The organism is Arthrobacter sp., from assembly GCF_030540645.1.
Classification (GTDB): Bacteria; Actinomycetota; Actinomycetes; order Actinomycetales; family Micrococcaceae; genus Specibacter.
Genome location: NZ_JAUNVV010000017.1, coordinates 17,188 through 36,191, shown reverse-complemented (window position 1 = coordinate 36,191; position 19,004 = coordinate 17,188). Strand labels below are relative to the sequence as shown.

At 58.7% G+C, this 19,004-nt stretch carries 16 protein-coding genes; 2 read left to right on the top strand and 14 right to left on the bottom strand.

Annotated elements, in window-relative coordinates; translation table 11 throughout:
* Positions 1-45 precede the first annotated feature (45 nt).
* The 12 genes from Q4P21_RS05295 to Q4P21_RS05240 form a co-directional block, all read right to left on the bottom strand.
* Positions 46-954, bottom strand: a complete 909-nt coding sequence (locus Q4P21_RS05295) for a hypothetical protein (RefSeq protein WP_303387770.1) — start codon at positions 952-954, stop codon at positions 46-48.
* Between the two features lie 220 nt (positions 955-1,174).
* Positions 1,175-1,861 (bottom strand): DUF4913 domain-containing protein, encoded by a 687-nt coding sequence (locus tag Q4P21_RS05290; protein ID WP_303387769.1) that lies wholly within the window; start codon positions 1,859-1,861, stop codon positions 1,175-1,177.
* Positions 1,858-3,702, bottom strand: coding sequence for a type IV secretory system conjugative DNA transfer family protein (locus Q4P21_RS05285; RefSeq protein ID WP_303387768.1), 1,845 nt, complete (start codon positions 3,700-3,702; stop codon positions 1,858-1,860). The genes Q4P21_RS05290 and Q4P21_RS05285 overlap by 4 nt, the downstream gene beginning before the upstream one ends.
* Entirely contained in the window at positions 3,702-5,051 is a 1,350-nt protein-coding gene (locus tag Q4P21_RS05280) for an ATP-binding protein (RefSeq protein ID WP_303387767.1), read from the bottom strand. The genes Q4P21_RS05285 and Q4P21_RS05280 overlap by 1 nt, the downstream gene beginning before the upstream one ends.
* 188 nt (positions 5,052-5,239) lie before the next feature.
* Entirely contained in the window at positions 5,240-6,745 is a 1,506-nt protein-coding gene (locus tag Q4P21_RS05275; protein ID WP_303387766.1) for an SCO6880 family protein, read from the bottom strand.
* Positions 6,742-8,106, bottom strand: a complete 1,365-nt coding sequence (locus Q4P21_RS05270; RefSeq protein WP_303387765.1) for a collagen-like protein — start codon at positions 8,104-8,106, stop codon at positions 6,742-6,744. Before Q4P21_RS05270 ends, Q4P21_RS05275 begins: the two co-directional genes overlap by 4 nt.
* Positions 8,099-8,800 carry a hypothetical protein gene (locus Q4P21_RS05265; RefSeq protein WP_303387764.1) on the bottom strand — a complete coding sequence of 234 codons (702 nt, stop codon included), beginning with the start codon at positions 8,798-8,800 and terminating at the stop codon, positions 8,099-8,101. Before Q4P21_RS05265 ends, Q4P21_RS05270 begins: the two co-directional genes overlap by 8 nt.
* Positions 8,801-8,830: 30 nt before the next feature.
* Positions 8,831-9,115 carry a TrbC/VirB2 family protein gene (locus tag Q4P21_RS05260; protein WP_303387763.1) on the bottom strand — a complete coding sequence of 95 codons (285 nt, stop codon included), beginning with the start codon at positions 9,113-9,115 and terminating at the stop codon, positions 8,831-8,833.
* On the bottom strand, positions 9,112-9,642 hold the full coding sequence (locus Q4P21_RS05255) for a hypothetical protein (protein WP_303387762.1): 531 nt from the start codon (positions 9,640-9,642) through the stop codon (positions 9,112-9,114). The genes Q4P21_RS05260 and Q4P21_RS05255 overlap by 4 nt, the downstream gene beginning before the upstream one ends.
* Before the next feature lie 2 nt (positions 9,643-9,644).
* Entirely contained in the window at positions 9,645-10,976 is a 1,332-nt protein-coding gene (locus tag Q4P21_RS05250; protein ID WP_303387761.1) for an AAA family ATPase, read from the bottom strand.
* Positions 10,977-11,005: 29 nt separating this feature from the next.
* Positions 11,006-11,530, bottom strand: a complete 525-nt coding sequence (locus Q4P21_RS05245) for a hypothetical protein (RefSeq protein WP_303387760.1) — start codon at positions 11,528-11,530, stop codon at positions 11,006-11,008.
* 20 nt (positions 11,531-11,550) lie between these two features.
* Entirely contained in the window at positions 11,551-12,555 is a 1,005-nt protein-coding gene (locus Q4P21_RS05240; protein ID WP_303387759.1) for a CHAP domain-containing protein, read from the bottom strand.
* Positions 12,556-12,763: 208 nt separating this feature from the next.
* Here Q4P21_RS05240 and Q4P21_RS05235 point away from each other — a divergent pair, with 208 nt between their 5' ends.
* Complete coding sequence (locus tag Q4P21_RS05235; RefSeq protein ID WP_303387758.1) at positions 12,764-13,126, top strand: winged helix-turn-helix domain-containing protein; 363 nt, start codon at positions 12,764-12,766, stop codon at positions 13,124-13,126.
* 1,678 nt (positions 13,127-14,804) lie between these two features.
* On the opposite strand, the gene Q4P21_RS05230 is transcribed toward Q4P21_RS05235, so the two are convergent.
* Together Q4P21_RS05230 and Q4P21_RS16320 are read right to left on the bottom strand one after the other, a co-directional pair.
* Positions 14,805-15,275, bottom strand: a complete 471-nt coding sequence (locus tag Q4P21_RS05230) for a hypothetical protein (protein ID WP_303387757.1) — start codon at positions 15,273-15,275, stop codon at positions 14,805-14,807.
* Entirely contained in the window at positions 15,272-16,447 is a 1,176-nt protein-coding gene (locus tag Q4P21_RS16320) for an alpha/beta hydrolase family protein (RefSeq protein WP_369598863.1), read from the bottom strand. Before Q4P21_RS16320 ends, Q4P21_RS05230 begins: the two co-directional genes overlap by 4 nt.
* 710 nt (positions 16,448-17,157) lie before the next feature.
* On the opposite strand from Q4P21_RS16320, the gene Q4P21_RS05225 reads away from it, so the two are divergent.
* On the top strand, positions 17,158-18,915 hold the full coding sequence (locus tag Q4P21_RS05225; RefSeq protein WP_303387756.1) for a hypothetical protein: 1,758 nt from the start codon (positions 17,158-17,160) through the stop codon (positions 18,913-18,915).
* The last annotated feature ends 89 nt before the right edge of the window (positions 18,916-19,004 follow it).

Below are 19,004 nucleotides of genomic sequence, written 5' to 3'. Positions count from 1 at the left end.
CCGCAAAACGCGGCCCCTGACTTCTTCGGCAGGGGCCGCGTTTTGTTATCTCGCTAAGCCAGGTTGTTGGCGTTGATGCTGGACCGGTGCGTTGCTGCGTGCCCTGGTGTCAGTTTTGCCTTTGCCCGCTGCTGCGTGGGCTGCCGGGAACTGCTGCTGTGTGGACGCGAAGGATGCTGCTTGCATGGCTTTTTGGAAAGATTTGTCGGTTCCGTACTGTTCTTTCAGCTTCAACGAAGCCACGACCGAATCAAAGTAGTCCTGGTTGGTTCCCTGTTCCAAGGAATTGAGTGGCTGCTCACCGACACCCTCCACCACCACCGCGAAGAGGAGCTCCACACTGTTGAGAAGGTCCTGCGGCAGTGCTGGATCGTAAACAACCTCTGAGAGGTTCCCTGCGTGCTTGATGACTGAGAGCAAGGGAAAGGGTGGGATCTGCTCGTCAAGGCCGTCCCGCACCAAATCAGCGTGGACTGTTTGGGCGTTTTCCAACCTCCGGGCGTTGTCTGCTTTGCTGTGCCCCTCCACACCAAAGTGCATCTCCTTGCCCAGATCTGCTGCTTTCACTGCCCCACGGGCCACTGACGCTGCCCTTTCCTGAGCAAGAGCTTCCGCCTCTATAGAAACCCGTGTATGCACAAAAGAAAGGATTTCAGCCATCGAGACAGTGGGGTGACCTTCCTCGTCGAAGACACCAATATCTTCCCGCTGCACCAACTCCAAAATAGCCTCTCGATAGCGTGGATCCGCAACAGTGGCTTTTAGGTCGCCTTCGTGCTCATAAACGAGTCTGTGGATCTTAATCGTATATTCATCAGGAGACACCCATGGATACGTCTCGCTCCGCTCCTCTAGCTTCTTAAAATCGAGATGTGCCTTCTCTGCCTGAACTGTGCGGAGACGGTTCGCTTCCTTGGTCTGACCCTGAACTTCCGAGTACAGCGCCTCGAGCACGGGACCACAGGCCTGTTCAACCTCCAATTCATGTTGAGTGGCCAGAACAGGGTGACCCTGGGAAGGTTCTTGAGTGTTCATTTCTGACATGTCGAACTCCTTAACTCGTTGCTAGACGATTTGTGTGGTGCGGACGACCGAGAGAGTTTCGCACTGTTGAGGGCTTGGACGTCGGCGGTGACAGTAATCGCACGCCAGTACTGCTTGCTGTTTCGAGGGCTCATTGTGGGGTCCCGATGTTTGGGTCGTCTTTAGCTTCGTCGTGCAGCCTGAGGGCGTCCGGGGCTGCAATGGTCCGGTACTCGTCGAGGTCGTCAGTGTGGCCGGACTTGCATTTGCGAAAGGGCCCGTCTTCGGCCATGATCCGGTCGTAGTGCCGGTCAGCGTGTTCGAGTATCCATGAGGACATGGCCCCGCCACCGGCAGCGAAGGCGTCTTCCCACGCGTACCAGGAGGCGACCAAGCGGGCGACGACGGAGCGGTGGACCCACCACTGGTCACACCAGGAAGTCAGTGGCTTCTCCCGGTTTAGTGCGCTGATGCGGGCATCTGCCAGCTCGTAATAGGGGCTATAGGTTCGTTCAAAGAACTCGTACACATCCCTGTGCTTGGGCTCAGCGGCTTGGACTGCCGCAGCTTCCTCTGCGGCTGGGGTATCAGGTAGGTAAGACTCGATCCACCTGTCCAGGGCGGCCTGCGACCACTTATCAATCCCGCGCCCCTTATCGGCCACAGCCGGCGCGTCGCCGGACATAACCAAACGCCTGAACCGGGCAACACTGAACTTTTCGTTGAGTTCCTCGCCCAAAAGGTCGGCAGCCTCGTATGCGGTGAGGAGAAAATCCTGTTCTGTGAACGCCTGTGCCTCAAGCTTTTCCCCGGTCCCTTCATCGAACGCTTCACTCATGCCGGAACCCCTGCCACGGCATCGGGATCACGACGCATCGCCTCGATGGATTCCTTGGCTTCCCTGATGGTGTCCTCTGCCTGCGGGTCGTACTTGGTCAAGGATGCCCGGATGCCCTCTTGATGCTTGGTCACCATCCACGGAACAGTGCGCAACAGCGCGGCCCGGTTCCCGGAGGACAGCAACACTGCCCGGCCCTTGGGCAGCGCGGAGAGTTCTGCCGGATCAAAGACCCTGTCTTTTTGTTCCTGACGCGGCCCGCGCGGCATCCCTGGGGAGCCGGGAGAGCCGGGGGTGGAGTAGTAGTAATCACCAATGGCGTCAGAGAACAGGGTCAGTAGGTGTCCGGGTTTGTTCCCGCCTGCGTAGGCGACCCAGTTCGCCGCTTCTAGCAGGGCATCCATGCCGGCCTTGCCCCACACGCCCTCACCTTGCGGGTAGGACTGGAGAATCGTGTCGATGAGGATCCCGCGTGAACCGTAGTGCGAGTACAACTTGGGGAGCTTGGGCCACCGGCACACGTTCGCGGCCTCATCCAGAACCACGACCATGGGTGTTTTCAGCCGGCCCCCGGGGAGGGTGGAGGCTTTGAACTCACCGGCATCACACACGGCCACGGTTAGGGCCGTGACCAATGCTTTGGCGGAGCCTGAGCCGTCCTTGGATAGGCTGTAGAGCGTGTTGGAGCCTTCTAGGAATTTCACCGGGTCAAAGAGCATCCGGCCCTTGCCGTTTTCTTCACCTGGAGAAGGATTCACCCACCCGGCAATCTGCCGGTTCGACAGGGACTTGGTCATGACTTGGGCGGTGGAGAACACGCCGGAACGCTCCTGCGGTGCGGCGTTGTAAATACCGATCAGCTCGTTCAGCACTTCCTTGTACATGGTGCCGTCCAGCAGCTCGACGGCGACCGGTGATTCTGCTTCGGGAGCGGCGATCCATTCCTGAACATCACGGAGCCAATACTTCGGCCCCGCCTCCCCTGCCTTATGTGGCAGTGCTTGGCCTTGGCTCACTGCCGCTGCCAGGAACAGGCCGCGCAGCAACGTCGTGGCGCGTTCTTCAAAGAACCCACCATTCGCAGAGGAGGACACCGCCTCCATTTCTGCCTTGGCGAACAGTTCAGCCAGGTCATAGGCCTTGGATTCATCCGTGACCGGAGCCAGCGGGTTGAACCACCAATCCGGTGACTGGCCCACAATTGCCTGCGGGTCAAAGACAAAGACCTTGCCCACACCCTCACGGACTCCCCGGGTGTGGTCATGAAGTCCGCGCTTGTTCTCCGTGACCAGCACCGGCCCGGTCGCGTCCAGGATGTGGGGAATGGCAAAGCAGGAAGACTTGCCGGTACGCGGGCCGGCAAACAGCAGCCCCACATCTTCCAACGAGGTGTACAACATTTTTCCGGTCGGCAACAACGAGCCCAGAGGAAGACCCACGAAACCATCACAGCCGCTGCCCAAACGCTTGGCCGTGGACTGGGCCGACTTGTGCGTCAACGACTTCACTTCTGAGACCGCCGCCATGTGGGGTGCAGCTGAATCCACCCACGCCGACCGGTTCCCCAGCTTCCGCCATCCGAACAACCCGCCCACAACCAGCAGCACCACGGCCAGTGCGGCAACGCCCATACCGATCAGGTACAGCGGCGTCCAGGGAGCCCCGTCCTTGATGAAGGCGCGAATGACGGCAGCCGGGGAAGCCCACACACCAGTGTGGAACCACTGCCCCAACGACAAGCCCGTCACCACTGAAAGAACAACACCGGCGGCGACACCGATCAGCATCGTTGTCGCACGGTCCCGGCGACGTAGGTAGCGTGTACGTGTTGGGGCACCCATTAGGACACCAAGCTTTCGCCGATAGTAGTCACACGGCTGCGAGCATCCGTGACGTGCTTTGCGTTTTCAATCGGGGTCAGGGACATTTGCACGGCAATACCGACCCGGCCCGGAACTTTCAGCAGAATCTTCCCCGCCCCGGGAGGTGCCATCGGGCTGCCATCGGTGGTGGGTTGTTGCGCCCACGAAGGGGGAACGTTGAAACCGGCGACCGTGGATATTTCCTTCGCGTTCAAGGGCTGGACCGCGCTCAGAGCGTCCAAATCATCCAGCGTCAGGGCCATCAGCCCGAGCATCCCGCAGCGTTGGGCGAAACCCTTGGCTGTTTCCCGATCCTTGGCGTTGGGCAGAGACAGGAAGTCTTTGGGGCTGTGGGTAATTTTCAACTCGCTCACCCCTACGCCACGGTTGGTCCGTCCTACCCGGTCGGCGCGGTCAATGATCCCTTCACAGGCCCGCATCGGGTACCAAAACTCGTCCTGAATGGCGAAGTAGGAACCCCACCGCACCTTGGGTTCGTAAAAGTCCCCGGCAGCGGCCGCCTCGAGGGCCTTCAACCGCTCAAACTCGGCCAGTTCCCAGTGGGCATCCATGGCAGAGAAACCAATGTTCCAGGTCCCCAACATTGCCGCTGAGAGCAGCTTCGAGTTGGATTCCGGGATGGAGGAGGTATCGAAGCAGAATCCGCCCGGATTCCCCAAAGGAATCACCACACTCTTGCGCCCACCCAACAAAGCACCCATCCGGCCCCTGACCAGGGCTTGAAGGGACTGGCGCAGCACCCTGAACTCCAACCGGAACGCAACAGCAGTGGCGCAGCCGGAAATTTCCAGCACGTCCTGGGGCAGATGGTCAAAGGCTTCCAACAAATCCGGCAGCCAAGGCTCCTTGACGGTGCGGATCACGACCTTGACCAGCTCTTCCAAAATGGTTTCTTCAATATCGGATAAAGGCATTCCTGAGCCGCGGTTGATCTGGGTAAACAGCACCACCGCGTCCACGGCCTTATCAATGGCCAGGGAATAGAGCTGATCCCCAATGTCGCCGCCAATTTCTGCCGCAGCATCACCGAGGGAGCCCAGATCAAGGGGGTTGATGCGGTCTGGCTGGCCGGGACCAAAACGGAAACGGTTGCCACCCATCGCCTCGATCGCGTCCCCATACTCATTCTTGATCGGGTCAAAAGCGGCCGGGATAATCCCACGCGCGGCCATGGCATACATAAACCTCAACGCCGCCGTGGACTTACCGTTGCCGTTGAGACCAAAAAGCATCATCGACGGAGAGGAAATCAGGCCCGCGTCATACCAGGTCTTCATGTCCCCACACACGGCCGTGTTCACATTCATATCCCTACCCAAGGGGGTGCCCACGTTCGGACGAGACGTGCCAGCGGAGAAAGGATAGATCCCACACAACTGCGTGGAGGAGGAATACCACTGGGGAGGCTGGGGAACTTTGCCCCACCGGCCACCACCGAGGCCTGTCAACCCACGCGAGGTTTTATGATGCTTGAGAATGTTCTTGAACAAACCCATCAGAGGACCCCTTCCATCCACAACGGCTTGGAACTGTACTTCCACGGCAACACACCAAAGGGAAGCGTGGTGTGGAACGCGGCCGAGCCAGCGTGCTCGACAAAGCGGTACGGCATAAGCAACGAATTCATCAACGACTTCACCTGATTCAAAGCCTCCCGATAGGACCTCTCATCAGGGTCAAACGTCACAGTGACCATGATGGAAAACATCGCCAACCGGGCACCATGCGCCAACTCTTCTTCGGTTTTCTGGGCAACAGCCTTCCGAGCCACATCAAAGGACGTTGGCCGGCCCTTGCGGGTACTCATCCGCCAATCAGCGGTTTTCACCAACCGGTCCACAGTCTTGTTTGCCACGCCACCGTCGACGGGGCGGTAGGTGATAGCAACGCGCTTGCGCAGAAACTTGGGGTTCGGTCCGAACAACCGATCAAAAGACTTCGCCGTGATGTGAGCCCCCGGAGGGACAGTCATCATCAACGTCATGGACGCCACACCATCATGGAAGACCACCCGACCGCGGGAATCATCGAAGAATCCCGGCCCAGCATGCGCCCACTTCTTCTCCGACCGACGGCCCGCCAGCGCATCCAACGCCAATTCCTGATCCCGCCCTGGCTGATACGCCAACTGGGCAATATGGGACAGTTCAGCCTCTACCAACGGCTTAGGAGCACCGGCCCCGGCAGCGTCCAAAAGCTGCGTGTGCCCCGGCAGCCGCGACGCTATCTCAGCCACCGGGGAAGAAATATCATCACCCCTGCCACCAAGCGCTTCCACGTCCCACACCATCGTGGAATACACATTCAACACCGAGGTACGAGCAGGCAATGTGCCCACTGCCGCGTCAAGAACCTCTCGGGCGAACGCCGGAGCCGTCGGAGAAACCGCGTCCCGGATAGCCGCGCACGTCCCGGCAGAGGACTCCGAGGCCGAATCAACCACAATCGTTGCCCCACTCAAACCATCCTCAACACTCAAAGAGGACACCCACGCCCCGAAGTGCGCGACCTGGGCATTCACCACCCCTTGTTCCTGCATAGCCGAACCGTCAGGGGAACAACCAAACACAGCCGCAATCTGGTGCACCGACTTGTGGTGCAGCAACGAATAAGGACGGCCCAAACCATCCCGGCCCGAGACGGTATCAACGTTCACCAACGCACCGGGCAACCGCTCCACATCCTCCTGCGGCAACGTGGACAAAGCCCCCGTCACATAAAACGTTTCACCGTTGGCCCGACGCAACACCAAAGACGCCTTATCGCTCACGCGGGAGGCGATCGTGGCACCGAACCACTTCACCAACCCGAACAACACCACCACCGCAGTGATGAGGAGGATGACCAGGGCGGGGAGGAACAGGCTTTTCATCAAGCACAGCAACGTAAAGACCAACCCAATGCCCGCAACAACCAGCGCACCAAGACTCAGCCCAAACATTCCCGGGGAAGCCGGTTCAAGCCAGTTACCAAATTTTTCCTGGCCCACGTTCTCACTCATTCGCCGATCACATCCGTTCCATCAGAATCTTTTCCACCCTCAGCGACAGTGCCGCCAAGTGATTGCACCCCGGCCTGCAGGCCAGCCCCACCGCGGGAAGACCCACCAGCAGAACTCCCGCCAGAGGGAGAGGGGCCACCATTTGCCCCTGCCTGAGCCTGCGAGCCAGACGGGCCCGAGCCGCCGATCATCGCGGCAGCATCATTCCCACGTGATCCTTGGGCCCCGCTATCGCCAGGTGCACCGGGGGCCCCGGATTCACCAGATGCACCAGGGGAAGCAGAAGCCCCGCCAGAGACTCCCGACTCGCCGCCACCTGTCATGGAACCAGCACCGCTGCCACCACCTGTCATGGACGCAGCCCCGCCGCCACCAGCGGTAGCAGCAGTGCCACCGCCACCGGCCATGGCAGCACTGCCACCACCGGCAGATGCGCCGGCACTGGTGCCTGCGGTGGCCACAGCGGCACCGACAGCCACACCTGCGCTGACGACTGCGGCACCGGCGGCCATGGCCATGCCGCCACCAGCGGCCCCACCCAGAGCAGAGGTACCTGGGGAAACAAGCTTCATCAGGGCAGGAAGCGCAGCAACGGCCAACACCAGCAGCAACATGCCACTAATGACACCGCCGACACCGTCTTCGCCGGACTTCATCTTCCAAGCGAAGGCATAAATAATGGCAGCCACCGGCTTGTAGAGCAGGAAAGCGACCAGCCACTTAGTGACCTTAGAAAAGGTTTCCTCCCCGCCTGCAACCATGGAAGCCGCGGCCGAGAGCGGCCAGACAGCCACCAGTAGCGGCAGCACCACGGCACGAACCATCATGATGCCCCACTGGAAAAGTGTTGCAATAACACCGAAAATCCCGGCAATAATTGCCAAGCCTGGACCCACCGCAACAGCGAGCCCGCCTACTTCCTTATAGCCGGCCGCTGAAACACTGGCACTGTCCAGAACCCACTGGGAGAACGAATCCCCGCCAGCGAGCACCACCTGAATAAGAACCGTTCCCAGTGTGGTTACCAGAAACACCCGAAACAGGGACTTACTGACCTGGATAGCCTTATCCCCCCGTGCGTGAACCATCGTCCAGATACAAGCGATCATGACCCCAACGACAGCAAAAAAGACACTGAACGTGTGCAGTTGTTCCGTCAGCCACGGCACCGAACCGGCATCGAGCCTGACCAGCAACCCCACGTCCAGCCACGAAGTAAGAAACGACTTCATCAACGAATCCCACGCCGCCATCATGACCTCACCAAGATTTTCAGCACCGGACTGAACCGCATTCCCCACGGCACCGACAACGACTTCTTTTCCTTTGCAAACAAGGTCAATCGCTCCGCAATCAGCCACGGGAACCACTCCATGCAACAAACTGGCCAGAAACCGGTGCGGTAGGGGTGCCAGCGTAGGGTGAGCCATCGTCGAGAAGCTTGATCTTCCAGTCCCCGTCAACCCAGCGCAAGGTGCAGGGGAATCCCACGTATCCCGTCGAGGTCCCTGCTACAGCCAAGACAAGCGTTATCTGTGCTTCCTCAGGGGTGAATGAATCGGTACTAAACCCGGCAAACCCTACCGGGACGTCGCGACCTGAATCACCCGATGAAGTCTTTGTGGACTCAAGGGCTACTTTTTTCCCTGCCGTGGCCATGGCATAGATTTCCAAGGCCTTCTTCGGGTCCTGCGTATTCGTCCGCCCAGAGAAGGTGGCCATGGCCAGTGCTGCCCCGAGGGGGGAACGGGCGAAGCAGACCCCGTAGCCGTCTTTGTCTTGTGTGGGGCCGTAGGTGTCTGAGACGGGCCAGGTAATGCCTTTCGCGGCTTCCCAGCGAAGGTCCTTTGGCATGGCTGGCTTGGAGGACGTGTCACCCTTCGGGACGTTGCACCCACCCACGGCTTGCGCAGTGGCGCTGGTGGTGGGGTCAGCTACGGGTGCAGGAGTCTTCGTGGCGGGTTTGATGAAAATGATGACGGCCAGGATCACCACCACCACCACGATCCCGAGGGAAATCCACCATCCCTTGTTCAGTGTCTTAGAGGTTTTCATTGATTCGCTCATCGAAGGGTCACTACTTTCTTACATGTAAAGGAAGACGGGGGCGATCACAGCGGCAAGGCCGAAGCCCATGGCTCCGACGAGCCACCAGCCGGCCTTTCCCATGAATTCTTGCCCATGGCCGTGCTTGTGGGCGAAGAACAGACCGATAAAGAGCATCATGAGGCCGATGACAGCGATGGAGCCGCCGATGATCTGCACCCAGTTCCTGATGGTGTCCAGACCGTCAGTTACTGGCTGCGGGAGGGGCTTGGCTTCGGCGCTCAGGTTGCCTGCAAGAACGGTGGCGCGGGTGATGATGCTCATGGTGTTTCTCCTTCAATGGTGACGCCGACCTGTGACAGGGACGCGGTGATCTTGTGCAGTTCTTTGGGCGAAATATCGGTGGGGGTCAGCTGCGCGGCTCGACGCATCAGCAGGCCCGGAGTCCACGGGGTATCTATGACGGTGATGGCCCCGGAAAGGACCTTCACCTCATTAGCAATCAGGCGCGGCATTCTGGTCGGGGATGAGGGCACCAGAAGCACGCAGGCGAACCGGTCATAGCCATGAATGGCAATGGCGGACTTGGCCGCATCAATGCCGTCGAGACTGGCCCTGGCCACCAAGACCAGTTCTGCGCCGGGTGCAGGTGCTTCTTGGTTCAGGCCGGTGACCAGTCCCCCATCGACGCCGCCAAGGATATGCGCCCAGCTGGTGGCTCCTGCCCCGCCGTGAGCGGCCAGGAACACTGGGACCTCACGCGGTGCAACCGGGGCTGGAGCCTGAGGTGCTGGGGCGGGAGTAAGGTTCTGAGCAGCCTTCACCCAAGGGTTGGTGCTCTGCTGGGTCATGTTCATAGTCCACTCGCCACCGCAGCACCGACAGCCAGCCACGCCCTGCGGGTCGCTGGCTTCAAAGCCCCATGGCGGATCTGGCCCGATTTCAAGGCCGGATCGAAAGGAACAACTTTCACAGCCCTCACGTAGGGGCGGAACTTTGCGGCCGTCTCCCGCGAGAGACGCCCTTCTCCGCTTTGTCGTTCCGAGACGACCACGACGGCGTTGGACGCCAACACCGCTGACCGCTCACACCGAAGATCGAGGCCTTGGAGCGTCAATAACGCGGCCTCCACCCGGTCCTCTTCGTTGGTGGTGGGGACCACTAACTGATCGGCGTGATCAATCATGCGGTTCCACTCGGCGCTGCGGTGATTGTTGCCCGAGTCCATCAGCACCAGCCGGTAATACTTCGTCAGGACCCGGTGCAAAACATCCACTTCTTCGGCGCTGACCTCATGCGTACCGGCCACGTCCGCATCCGAGCGCAGCACGTCGTACTTGTCCGTGTTTTGGTGGTGAACGTAGGCGTTAATGTCCGCGGACTGGGCGGTGGGAGAAAGCAGGTCTTCGGCGTGGGCGATCACGTCTAGGGCGCTTCGGCTGTGATCTGACTGTTGTGTCCGCCAGCCCAGTGTTCCGGTGGTGGGGTTGTTGTCCCAGCCAATGACGCTGGCCCCGTTGCGTCCGAACACGGCCGCAAGGTTCGCCACGGTCGGTGTCTTGTTCGACCCGCCCTTTTGGTTCACCACAGCCACTACGCGGGTCCCGGCGAAGTGCTTGGAAACCAACGCCGTGTCCTGACGCTCGCCCAGTTCCGGCGCTGAGGCAGCCAGGGAGAACCCCAACGTGTTCACCAGGCCCCGAAAACCCTTCACCGCCGGTTCACGCGTGGCCGCAGTGGCCAGAAACGAACCGGCCTCACGCAAGGCACGCCGCGACGTCGGCACTTGAGGCGCTGGTGCCGCTGCTGCTGGTGTGCTGGGGTGCTGGAGTTGAACGGTGACCGGGACCGCAGGAGTGTCGGGGAGGTCCTGAGTATCCCGGAGCGGAATCTCTACCGGGTGTGCGTCTTCTGCCGGGGATTCATCTTCCACTTCAACCTCACCGGTCGGGGAACACAGCAGGGTCGAGAGGCCCGCTTCATCCATCGTGCTCACCCGCACCGGACGGCCATGCTTGGCCGCTTCTACAAAGACCCTGCCCATGAGGGACTGGCGCAGCTCACTGGCAGTGGCCCCGGTGTGGGCTTCTTCGGCCGAGTCGATGCTCAACACTCCGGTGTCGTCACTGTTGATAATGGCGCTGATGACCGGGACGGGCTGGATGAGTGATTTATCAATGGCCATGATGATCCTTTTCTTTCGTTGAAGGGGTTTTAGTGGAAGCCGTCAGGCATATTGATGTACTGGATTTTCCACTCACGATTGCCGCCCTGACGCCGCAGCTCGAAGTCGAAAACACCGACAGTCGTTGCGAATTGCGCGTTGGCGGCGAAACCGTTCGCTGGATCAATGACCAGTTTCGGTGGCCCCATGGTTGTGAAGGCCGGGAGGTTCGCAGGGTCAACGCCCTGATACTTAGCGCCGGCGTCGTCAGTCATATATTGGGCCAGATCATAAATCCATCTCTTACCGTCCACGGCGGGGCGGTTGTACAGGACCATGGCCTTCGATGCCACCTCCAGGGCATCGGCCTTGGCCCTCTTATCCCAGCCCGGATCACTGACCCCTGTGTGGTCTGCCTGCGGCAACCCATCACAGGAACCGCACGCGGTCGCGGTCGCTGTGAGGGTCGCTGCCAGGGGTTGCGCTGCCGGGGCCGGTGCGGGCTGGGCGCAACCGACCAGCACGGTGACAGCGACTCCCGCCGTCGTCACGAGTGAGAAGAACCTATTTTTCATCAAAGACTCCTTATTCATCCTCAGAACGCTTTCGCGTACTGATCCTGAGTCGGAATGAGCAAGTAACCAGAAGGTGAGTTCGCGGCGATAGTGCGCGTGTAGTACCCGCCCAAATGATCCGGTCCCATGTTGTAGCCCTCTTCAATCACCGTGCCGTCAGCGGTAATCGCCTTCACCACAGCCACATGGCCGTAGATGGGATCGCCGCCAGGATTGCCCGGGCCATACCAAATGATCGCCCCGACCTTGGGTGTCATGGTCACCGGCCAACCCTCCCGGTGCCACGTCGGCCCCCACGTGATCGCATTGCCCGGGCCCAGCGGGCGGGCGTCCATCTGGGACGCAGAAGTAATGCCGAGTTGTTGCATCATGCGCCACCACGCGAAGTCCGTGCAGTTCTTATACGCAAACCCGGTCACCGGGTTATTGCCGTTGTAGGGGCCGTCCTTGAACCCATAATCGTCGCCCTTGCCCGACTCCCCCGGCGTCCCAGCATCCCCTTCGCAGGACGCTTCCGTGGCGGAGATACCGCCCAGAGCGGCCATAACCTCACTGGCAGGCTGGGCGAACCTTGCGTAGTGATTCGGGTCCGCATTGCCCTGAACCAAATGTGCAGCCTGGGTCGGCGTCATCGACTCCCACCCAGAAACCTTCAAAAGACGTTTGAAGAAGTTCGTCGCGCTGATCGTGGGGTCCATCCGGTCCTCGTAGCTGCCCCATGCCCCGTTATCGCGCTGCTGGAACAGACCACGGGAGTCAGGTCCCGCAACGTCTCCATGGTCCAGCACTTCCAGACTCGATTCACCGATGGCGACCATGATTCCCACGGTCTGACCCCGGGTGGAGAGACTGAGTTTCTGGCCGGCATTGATAATCAACGCCGCATTCTTCAGCTGAACACCCTGAAAACCAGCGACGCCGGTTGTGGGCAACTTGCCCGCGTCAACAGAAACCCCGGGCAAGCACGCCGCCGCTGCCGACGAGCTATTACCCATACCCACAACAATCAACACCACCAGCAACACTGGGACCAGGAACGCCGCAGCGACTAAGGCAATAGCCCCCGATCCCGACTCCTCATTCACAGCCCCACCATGCCCGACGTGCTGCCAGAACCCACGGCCACATCGACCCAGCTAGCCGGAACCTCAACCAACGTACTCACGAAATACCCTCCATAGTGTCACATTCATTTAGACACTTCTTTTTCAGAGTATCGTATTGAGTTAGACAGTGGAAGTCATTCAGGTGCCGATACGACAGAATGAAGGGGTGACCCAATATGTCCGCCCCACGACCGCGATCCCAGAACGCGCAGAAGCCGTGATCGGGATTCTTGGTGTCAACCCACTGAGAGCCGAAATACTCCGTTACCTGTGGCAACATCCCGACGGGGGAACGTCCGGGGACATCGGTCGTAGCATCGGGACCGGCTATAAAACTGTTTTGTGGCATCTCAAGCAACTGGAGTCCACGGGGGCCGTCGACACCAACGCGAGGGAGAACAGGATCGGCCAGCGAGTCATTTACAGCATCAATCAAAATGCCTTCAATGACGCGACGGACGACTTCCTCAAATACGTCAAAGGTCATTAAGAGCCAAGAGGCGCCATCGGCCTCACTCCCCCTTCCGCCTAGTACAGGTGGAAAGCTGGCGACTTAGTCGTCTGTCCTGGGTCAATCGTGACACCAGGCAGGTGGGCGAGTTGGTCAACTTTTCGCAGCCCAGGCTAGAATTTTTGGTTTCATCAAGCCTCCAGCCTCTTACTGAAACAGTTGTTTCAGTAAGAGGCTACCTTAACAAAAGGTCTCACTGAAACATATGTTTCAGTGAGACCTTTTGTTACTTTCAGGGAGTTGATCTGCTTAAGCGTTACTCCGAGGCGTGGCGAAGTTGATTGATCGCTGCCGCTATCTCGTTGAGAGCGTCGGGCGAAAGGTTCCCAACTGTTCGGGCTGTAACGTCATTGGCGCCTATGAGCTTAAGCGATTGGAGGAGGTTTAATTCTGCTTCAACACGAGCGGAAACTTGGCCGTCTCGGTGGAGTAGGTAATTGGCGTCAACATCGAAGTAGTCAGCCAGAGCCCGGAGGAGGTCGGGGGTTGGTCGTCCGTCCGGCGAGCCTTTGCGGATTCTGAACCACTTTGTTCGCGATATTTGAACGCCTCGCTTGCTCAGCTCTCTTTGAATTTCCGAGAAGCTGGCTGGCTCGTGGCCTCGGGCGCGCATAACGTCAATGAGTAGCTCAATTTTCTGCGCGACAACCTCACGGTCAGTCAGGGCAGGATCATAGTGAGCATTTTCAGCCGCCATTGTTCCCCTTGTGCAATCCTGTTTGTGTCCGAGCTGGTGTGGGTCGAGTGAGAGACCGTTCTCCCGCCTTAAGAATTAGCGTCGTGATCGGACCTAGACGAACTCCCTCTCGGGCCTCAATGTCCTTGAGGGCGATTACATTCCTGTAGATAGTACTTCGCGGATCGCTAGACCGCTCATCGTGATGAACATAGGTGCTCTCCAAGCTGGATTGCTTCCGGTTATACCGGGCCACAGTCATTCTTAGCATGGCGGCTACGGTTCGCTGGACCAGTTGAACGTGTTTGATCGCCAGCATTGCCAGGCTGAGAATGATCAGGGCCACTCCCAAATAGATGATGTTGAATGCTTTGAAGGTTATCGCTAGGAATACGGGGTGCTCAAATGAAGTCCAGACCGCTGTTGCATAGATGATTTCATCAAGGCTGGCTATGGCGGCTGTAATGGCTCCAATCCGCATTACGCCAAGCCAGCCTTGACACCTACCTCGGAGTAACCATACACAATCGAGGCACACCAGTCCGACAAAAAGCATATATATCGAAGCGTAGAGGAACACCCCAAGCTGTGTGCCTTCTGCCGTGACGAACGAGCCGCTGCTTGACCCCATTGTGTCTGCCAGCATAAATGGCAGTGTTATAGCGCCCAAGGCCATACACAGGGTGAGCGGGTGATACTTCCAACCACGGTTCTTGTCCGGCCCTGTTCCGGTGGCCTGGATGATAGATGAACGAAGAAACCAGATCGCGGAACTTAGCAGCAGACTTCTCGCCAAGTGGGCCAAGTTCATACCACCTAGCCACTGGTCAACCTCGTAGTAGGGAACAAAAGTGTTCGTGATTAGTAGTCCGAAACCGCCCAGCCCCGTCGCAGCCCAAGAAACCCGAGCCCGAGGGTTGCGAATAGCTGAAGGAGTCCGAAAAATGAAAATGAGGCAGAGCAACGAGGCAAGGACAAGTTTCATAGACCGAAGACTTCATCAATCGAGGAATCGCTGTATGGAGGATGCAGCTTTTCTGCAAGTTTGAAAGCGAGGGTTTCCGCTTCGATTTCCTGAATATTTCTATCGTTTCCTCGGGCCAAAAGCGATGCCACCCCCTTTTTCCTCCCTATGCTTTGGAACAGATTTTTGGCAGATTTCTCATTGAGTACGGTGCAGCCCGTATGCCGAAGAAGGATGTGTCCGAGCTCATGACAGATGCTGTGTTGCTGGTAGATCACCGGATCACAGGTGCGATAGAGAATAAAGCCGACTTCGACGGTATCCACCCATAGCCCGGTTGTCTTGCCCCACCCCTTGCCGCTTACTGGAGTGAGTTGCAGTTTCTTCCCGTAGGCTGCTTCTACCCGCGCTATGAGTGAATGCATATCAATTGCATCTGGTAGCTGTAGCGACAAGATCACGCTGTCAACGTTGGCTAGATCGCTCACAACCCGCTCCTCGATTGGTCGGCGCTGCCCTCGAGGCGGGGCTCCTCAAGACATCCAGAATTCAACCAGTCCTCAACCGTGGATTCCCACAGGGTGGGGTTTGAGTTCCATTCAAGGCCGTGTTGTGCCTGCGGAAAACTAAAAAATGTAACCGGGCCTACAAGTGCTTGGATAGTTTCTCGTGCGTGATCCAAGGGGACCGTTAGGTCTGCGTCGCCGTGGGTTACGAGCATAGGGAGAGGAGCAACAGTGCTGAGGAAGTGGTTCTCTTCCTCCCAAGCGGCCTTAGGAGTCCCCCACCGTGGGATGACGCCATTGAAACGCGCCATAATCAAGCGAACGATGAGGTCAGGAAGGCCAGCCCGACTCATTGCCCTTGGAATGAGTCTGTGCCAGTTCAACGCTGGAGATATGAGCACAAGTCCCTTGACCAGAGGTGAGTGTCTTTCATGGCGAACACGAAGGGCTAGCAGAGCCCCAAAAGACCATCCAACATACACAATCTGGGTGGCGCCCTGGCGTACCGCATAGTCTTCGGCTTCAGCGATGGCTCTCCATTCACGAAAGCCCAGAGTCGACTGCTTTCGACGAGATCTCAGGTCGAGGGAAACGTCATAGGTAGGCACCAAGGAACGGTATCCGTTGCGTGCGAATACGGGCAGCCCGCGCAGAACTTGGTTACGGGCGCCACCCAGTCCGTGAATGTGGATGGCCCACCGCTCAGCGCTTCTACTTGTGACAGCTGAACGAACTTCCCAGGCGGGGAAGGCATTTGGTCCTACGCTCACTTCTTCGTATGTCAGTCCTATGTCTGCCGGGGTTTGACCTATATGGCCGTAGAGAAACCCTTGCTTCCAAGTGTGGAGATCTATTGGCTTCTCTGACAGAAGCCCGCGATGAATCCTGGCCACCCCATCTGGCGCAGATTCAGGCGACCCGAGCAGAACTGAATGCTTCCTTTGTTGGTCCCAAAGAAGGAGTTGCCCAGGATGATTGGAAAGTCTTGACGGACTGATCACAACTGACACGCCGTGCCTGGACTCGACTACGTTGCACAGACGTACAGGGACGCCGCCCAACTTGGCGCCTAGGGCTTTTCTACGAAGTAGCAAGGCGAAAACGTCCACAAGCAAAGCAACTGCCGTCACCGTCACACTGATGCGGACAAACATCGTTCCCAACGACAACAGATCCTCCCTAGACTCGTATCCAACGCCTGGAATTAGTTTCCTATGCAGGATAGCCGTAGGTAGCGGCTTAACTGAAACATATGTTTCACTTATCTCGTGAACAGTTTTCAAATTCGCGACACGCGAACCCCTACTGCCAGACTTAACGGTACTGGTACGAGTAACATCTGTCTTATGACCAGACCCATTCACAGACGCGAACGTGGAACAGGGCTAGGCAACGTCACCCTTAAGGTTGACGTTGATCCTGAGGCCAAAGATCTCGTCAATCGCGTTGCCGATCATATGGGCCTGTCCAAGGGGCAAGCAACTGAAAGACTCCTCCACAGCATTGCACTGGATGAACGCGGGTTGCCGAGATGGTCTGACATCGATGATTCTAAGGACAAGTACCAGGAGGCTTTGCCTATCGCGAAGGCTTCTTAAACGGCAAAAGGCCCGCAGTTTGCGGGCCTTGCCTGACACTCAATCGGTAGCTAAAAACCTGCATCCGCCAAGATTCTCGGTTTGTATCTACTTCGACAACAGCGGCTTTGTCATGCCCGCTCTTGCTTAGGAATGTTTCCATCATACACGCACACAATTTTTTGGACACAAGCAGCTCAGCTGACACGCTTGATGTGTCAGGAACCACATCTGTCCATGCGCAGGCGTGGGCCGCTTTAGCGCCACTGATAGCAGGCTCCCCGGTCATGCGGTTTGCCACCCGTGGGGGTAAGTACCCACGTCCGCGTTCCAACCCTCCCCGCATCACTCGGGCGTTGCCGGGGCGTGCTGTTGCTGTCATGGTCCACGGTGCAGACGGTTCGGTACCGACCTTGTGTCTGGACCTGGATACTTCCAAAGCCTTGCAAGCGGTGGTGGATGCTGATGCTGAGGCGATCACAGCCTTGCTGGCTTCGTGTGGGTTGCGTTTTGTTGCTGATCACTCCCCCAGCGGCGGGCGTCACATCTATATCCCTGTTGCAGGGCGTCTTGGAGCCGAAGAGGCCCGCGAGCTCGTGGAAGCTCTTGCTACGCGCTTTCCCAGCCTTGACCCCGGTCCCCACCAAAACGTCACTGATGGTTGCATCCGCCCCCCCGGGTCTTTGCATAAATCCGGCACCGGCCACCAAGTCCTGGACACCCCCTTGGCCGAGGCCTATGACGTGCTGCGTCGAAGGAACCCTCCTGAAGGTGTTGCGAACCTGCGGAGGTTCTTGGCTGCCTCCATCCGACAAGTTCGTGTCCGCAAGGCCACCAAGTCGCCGTTTGCCCCATACCCTGCTGCGGGTTCACCAGCCATGGCAGACGAGCCCCAGGTTTTGGCAGGGTCGGTGTTGCGCCGGGTTGCCCGGACGGGGATCTATGACACCCACCGGTACAAGAGCGCTTCCGAGGCCCGCATGGCGGTGCTGAACCATCTGTGCGCCTGGCAGGTGAGCCTGGTCGAGATCCAAGCCCGCCTGGACACCGACTTCGCCGGCCTGGCCGCCCTCTACGGCAGTGCCGAGCGCCAGGAGCGACTGCTGCCGGCGGAGTGGGCGAACGCCACCACCTGGATTGGAGAAAAACAACACACCAGCGCCGAGGGTTTGAAGCATGCAAACAAAAGCGACACAGAGCCTGCCTTAACCCACAGCGGGGCGGCTGAGGTCCCTCGCTCGAGGGTTGCGGTGATGGCCGAGATCAACGATCTCGAAAACGTTTTGTACTCCGTGCTTGATCAGCGCCTTGCCCGTACTGGGCGTGAAGGGATCATGCTGAGGTTCTTGATTCGTGCCGTGCTGGGGTTCGCCCGGGCCAAAGGCACTCTGCTGGTGGATGTCGGATGCAGGGCCTTTGCCTTGGCTATGGGCAAACACCACGGCACGATCGCTCGTTTGCTGCCCCGGTTGGCGAAACTCAGTGGCGGGATGCTGAGCAAAATTGAAGACGGGCGCGGTAAACGGGCCGATAGCTACTTGCTGGGATGCCCGCAGCAATGGAAGGACGTGGCTGCGGCGACCGCTTGGCGCAAGGGCAAGATCTACGGAATCCGGCCCGTGTTCCGTGCCTTGGGCGCACCGGCAGCCTTGGTCTACGAGGCGGTGGAGCGTGGGCGCCAGTCCCCCACCACAGCAGAGATCGTTCGTGCCACCGGGATGAGCCGGCCCACCGTGACCAAAGAACTGGCCACCTTGGCCGAACTGGCCATGATTGAACGCCACCATGGCACTTGGCGGATGGTTCACACCACCAACCTGGCCACCCTCGCCGAATGGCTCGGTGTTCAGGAGGACTACGAGGCCCAGCTACGCCTTATTAAGGCTCAACGCCGCCAGTGGCATGCCCACCTCGAACGCCACCTGCACCAAGAAATCCGCGAAGAAGACCTCTACGACCAAGAACGCGACGAATACGACCCCTGGGACCCCTGGCTCACGGTAGGTCCTCCTCTGCCCTCTTCCGAAATGCCAGCAGCGTCATAGCCGCCCTCACAGATGCATGGGCGGATACCCACTGGTGGTTCCACGTTTCTAAATAACAGGGCTTAAATGACTCGTGAGAGCTCGTGAAA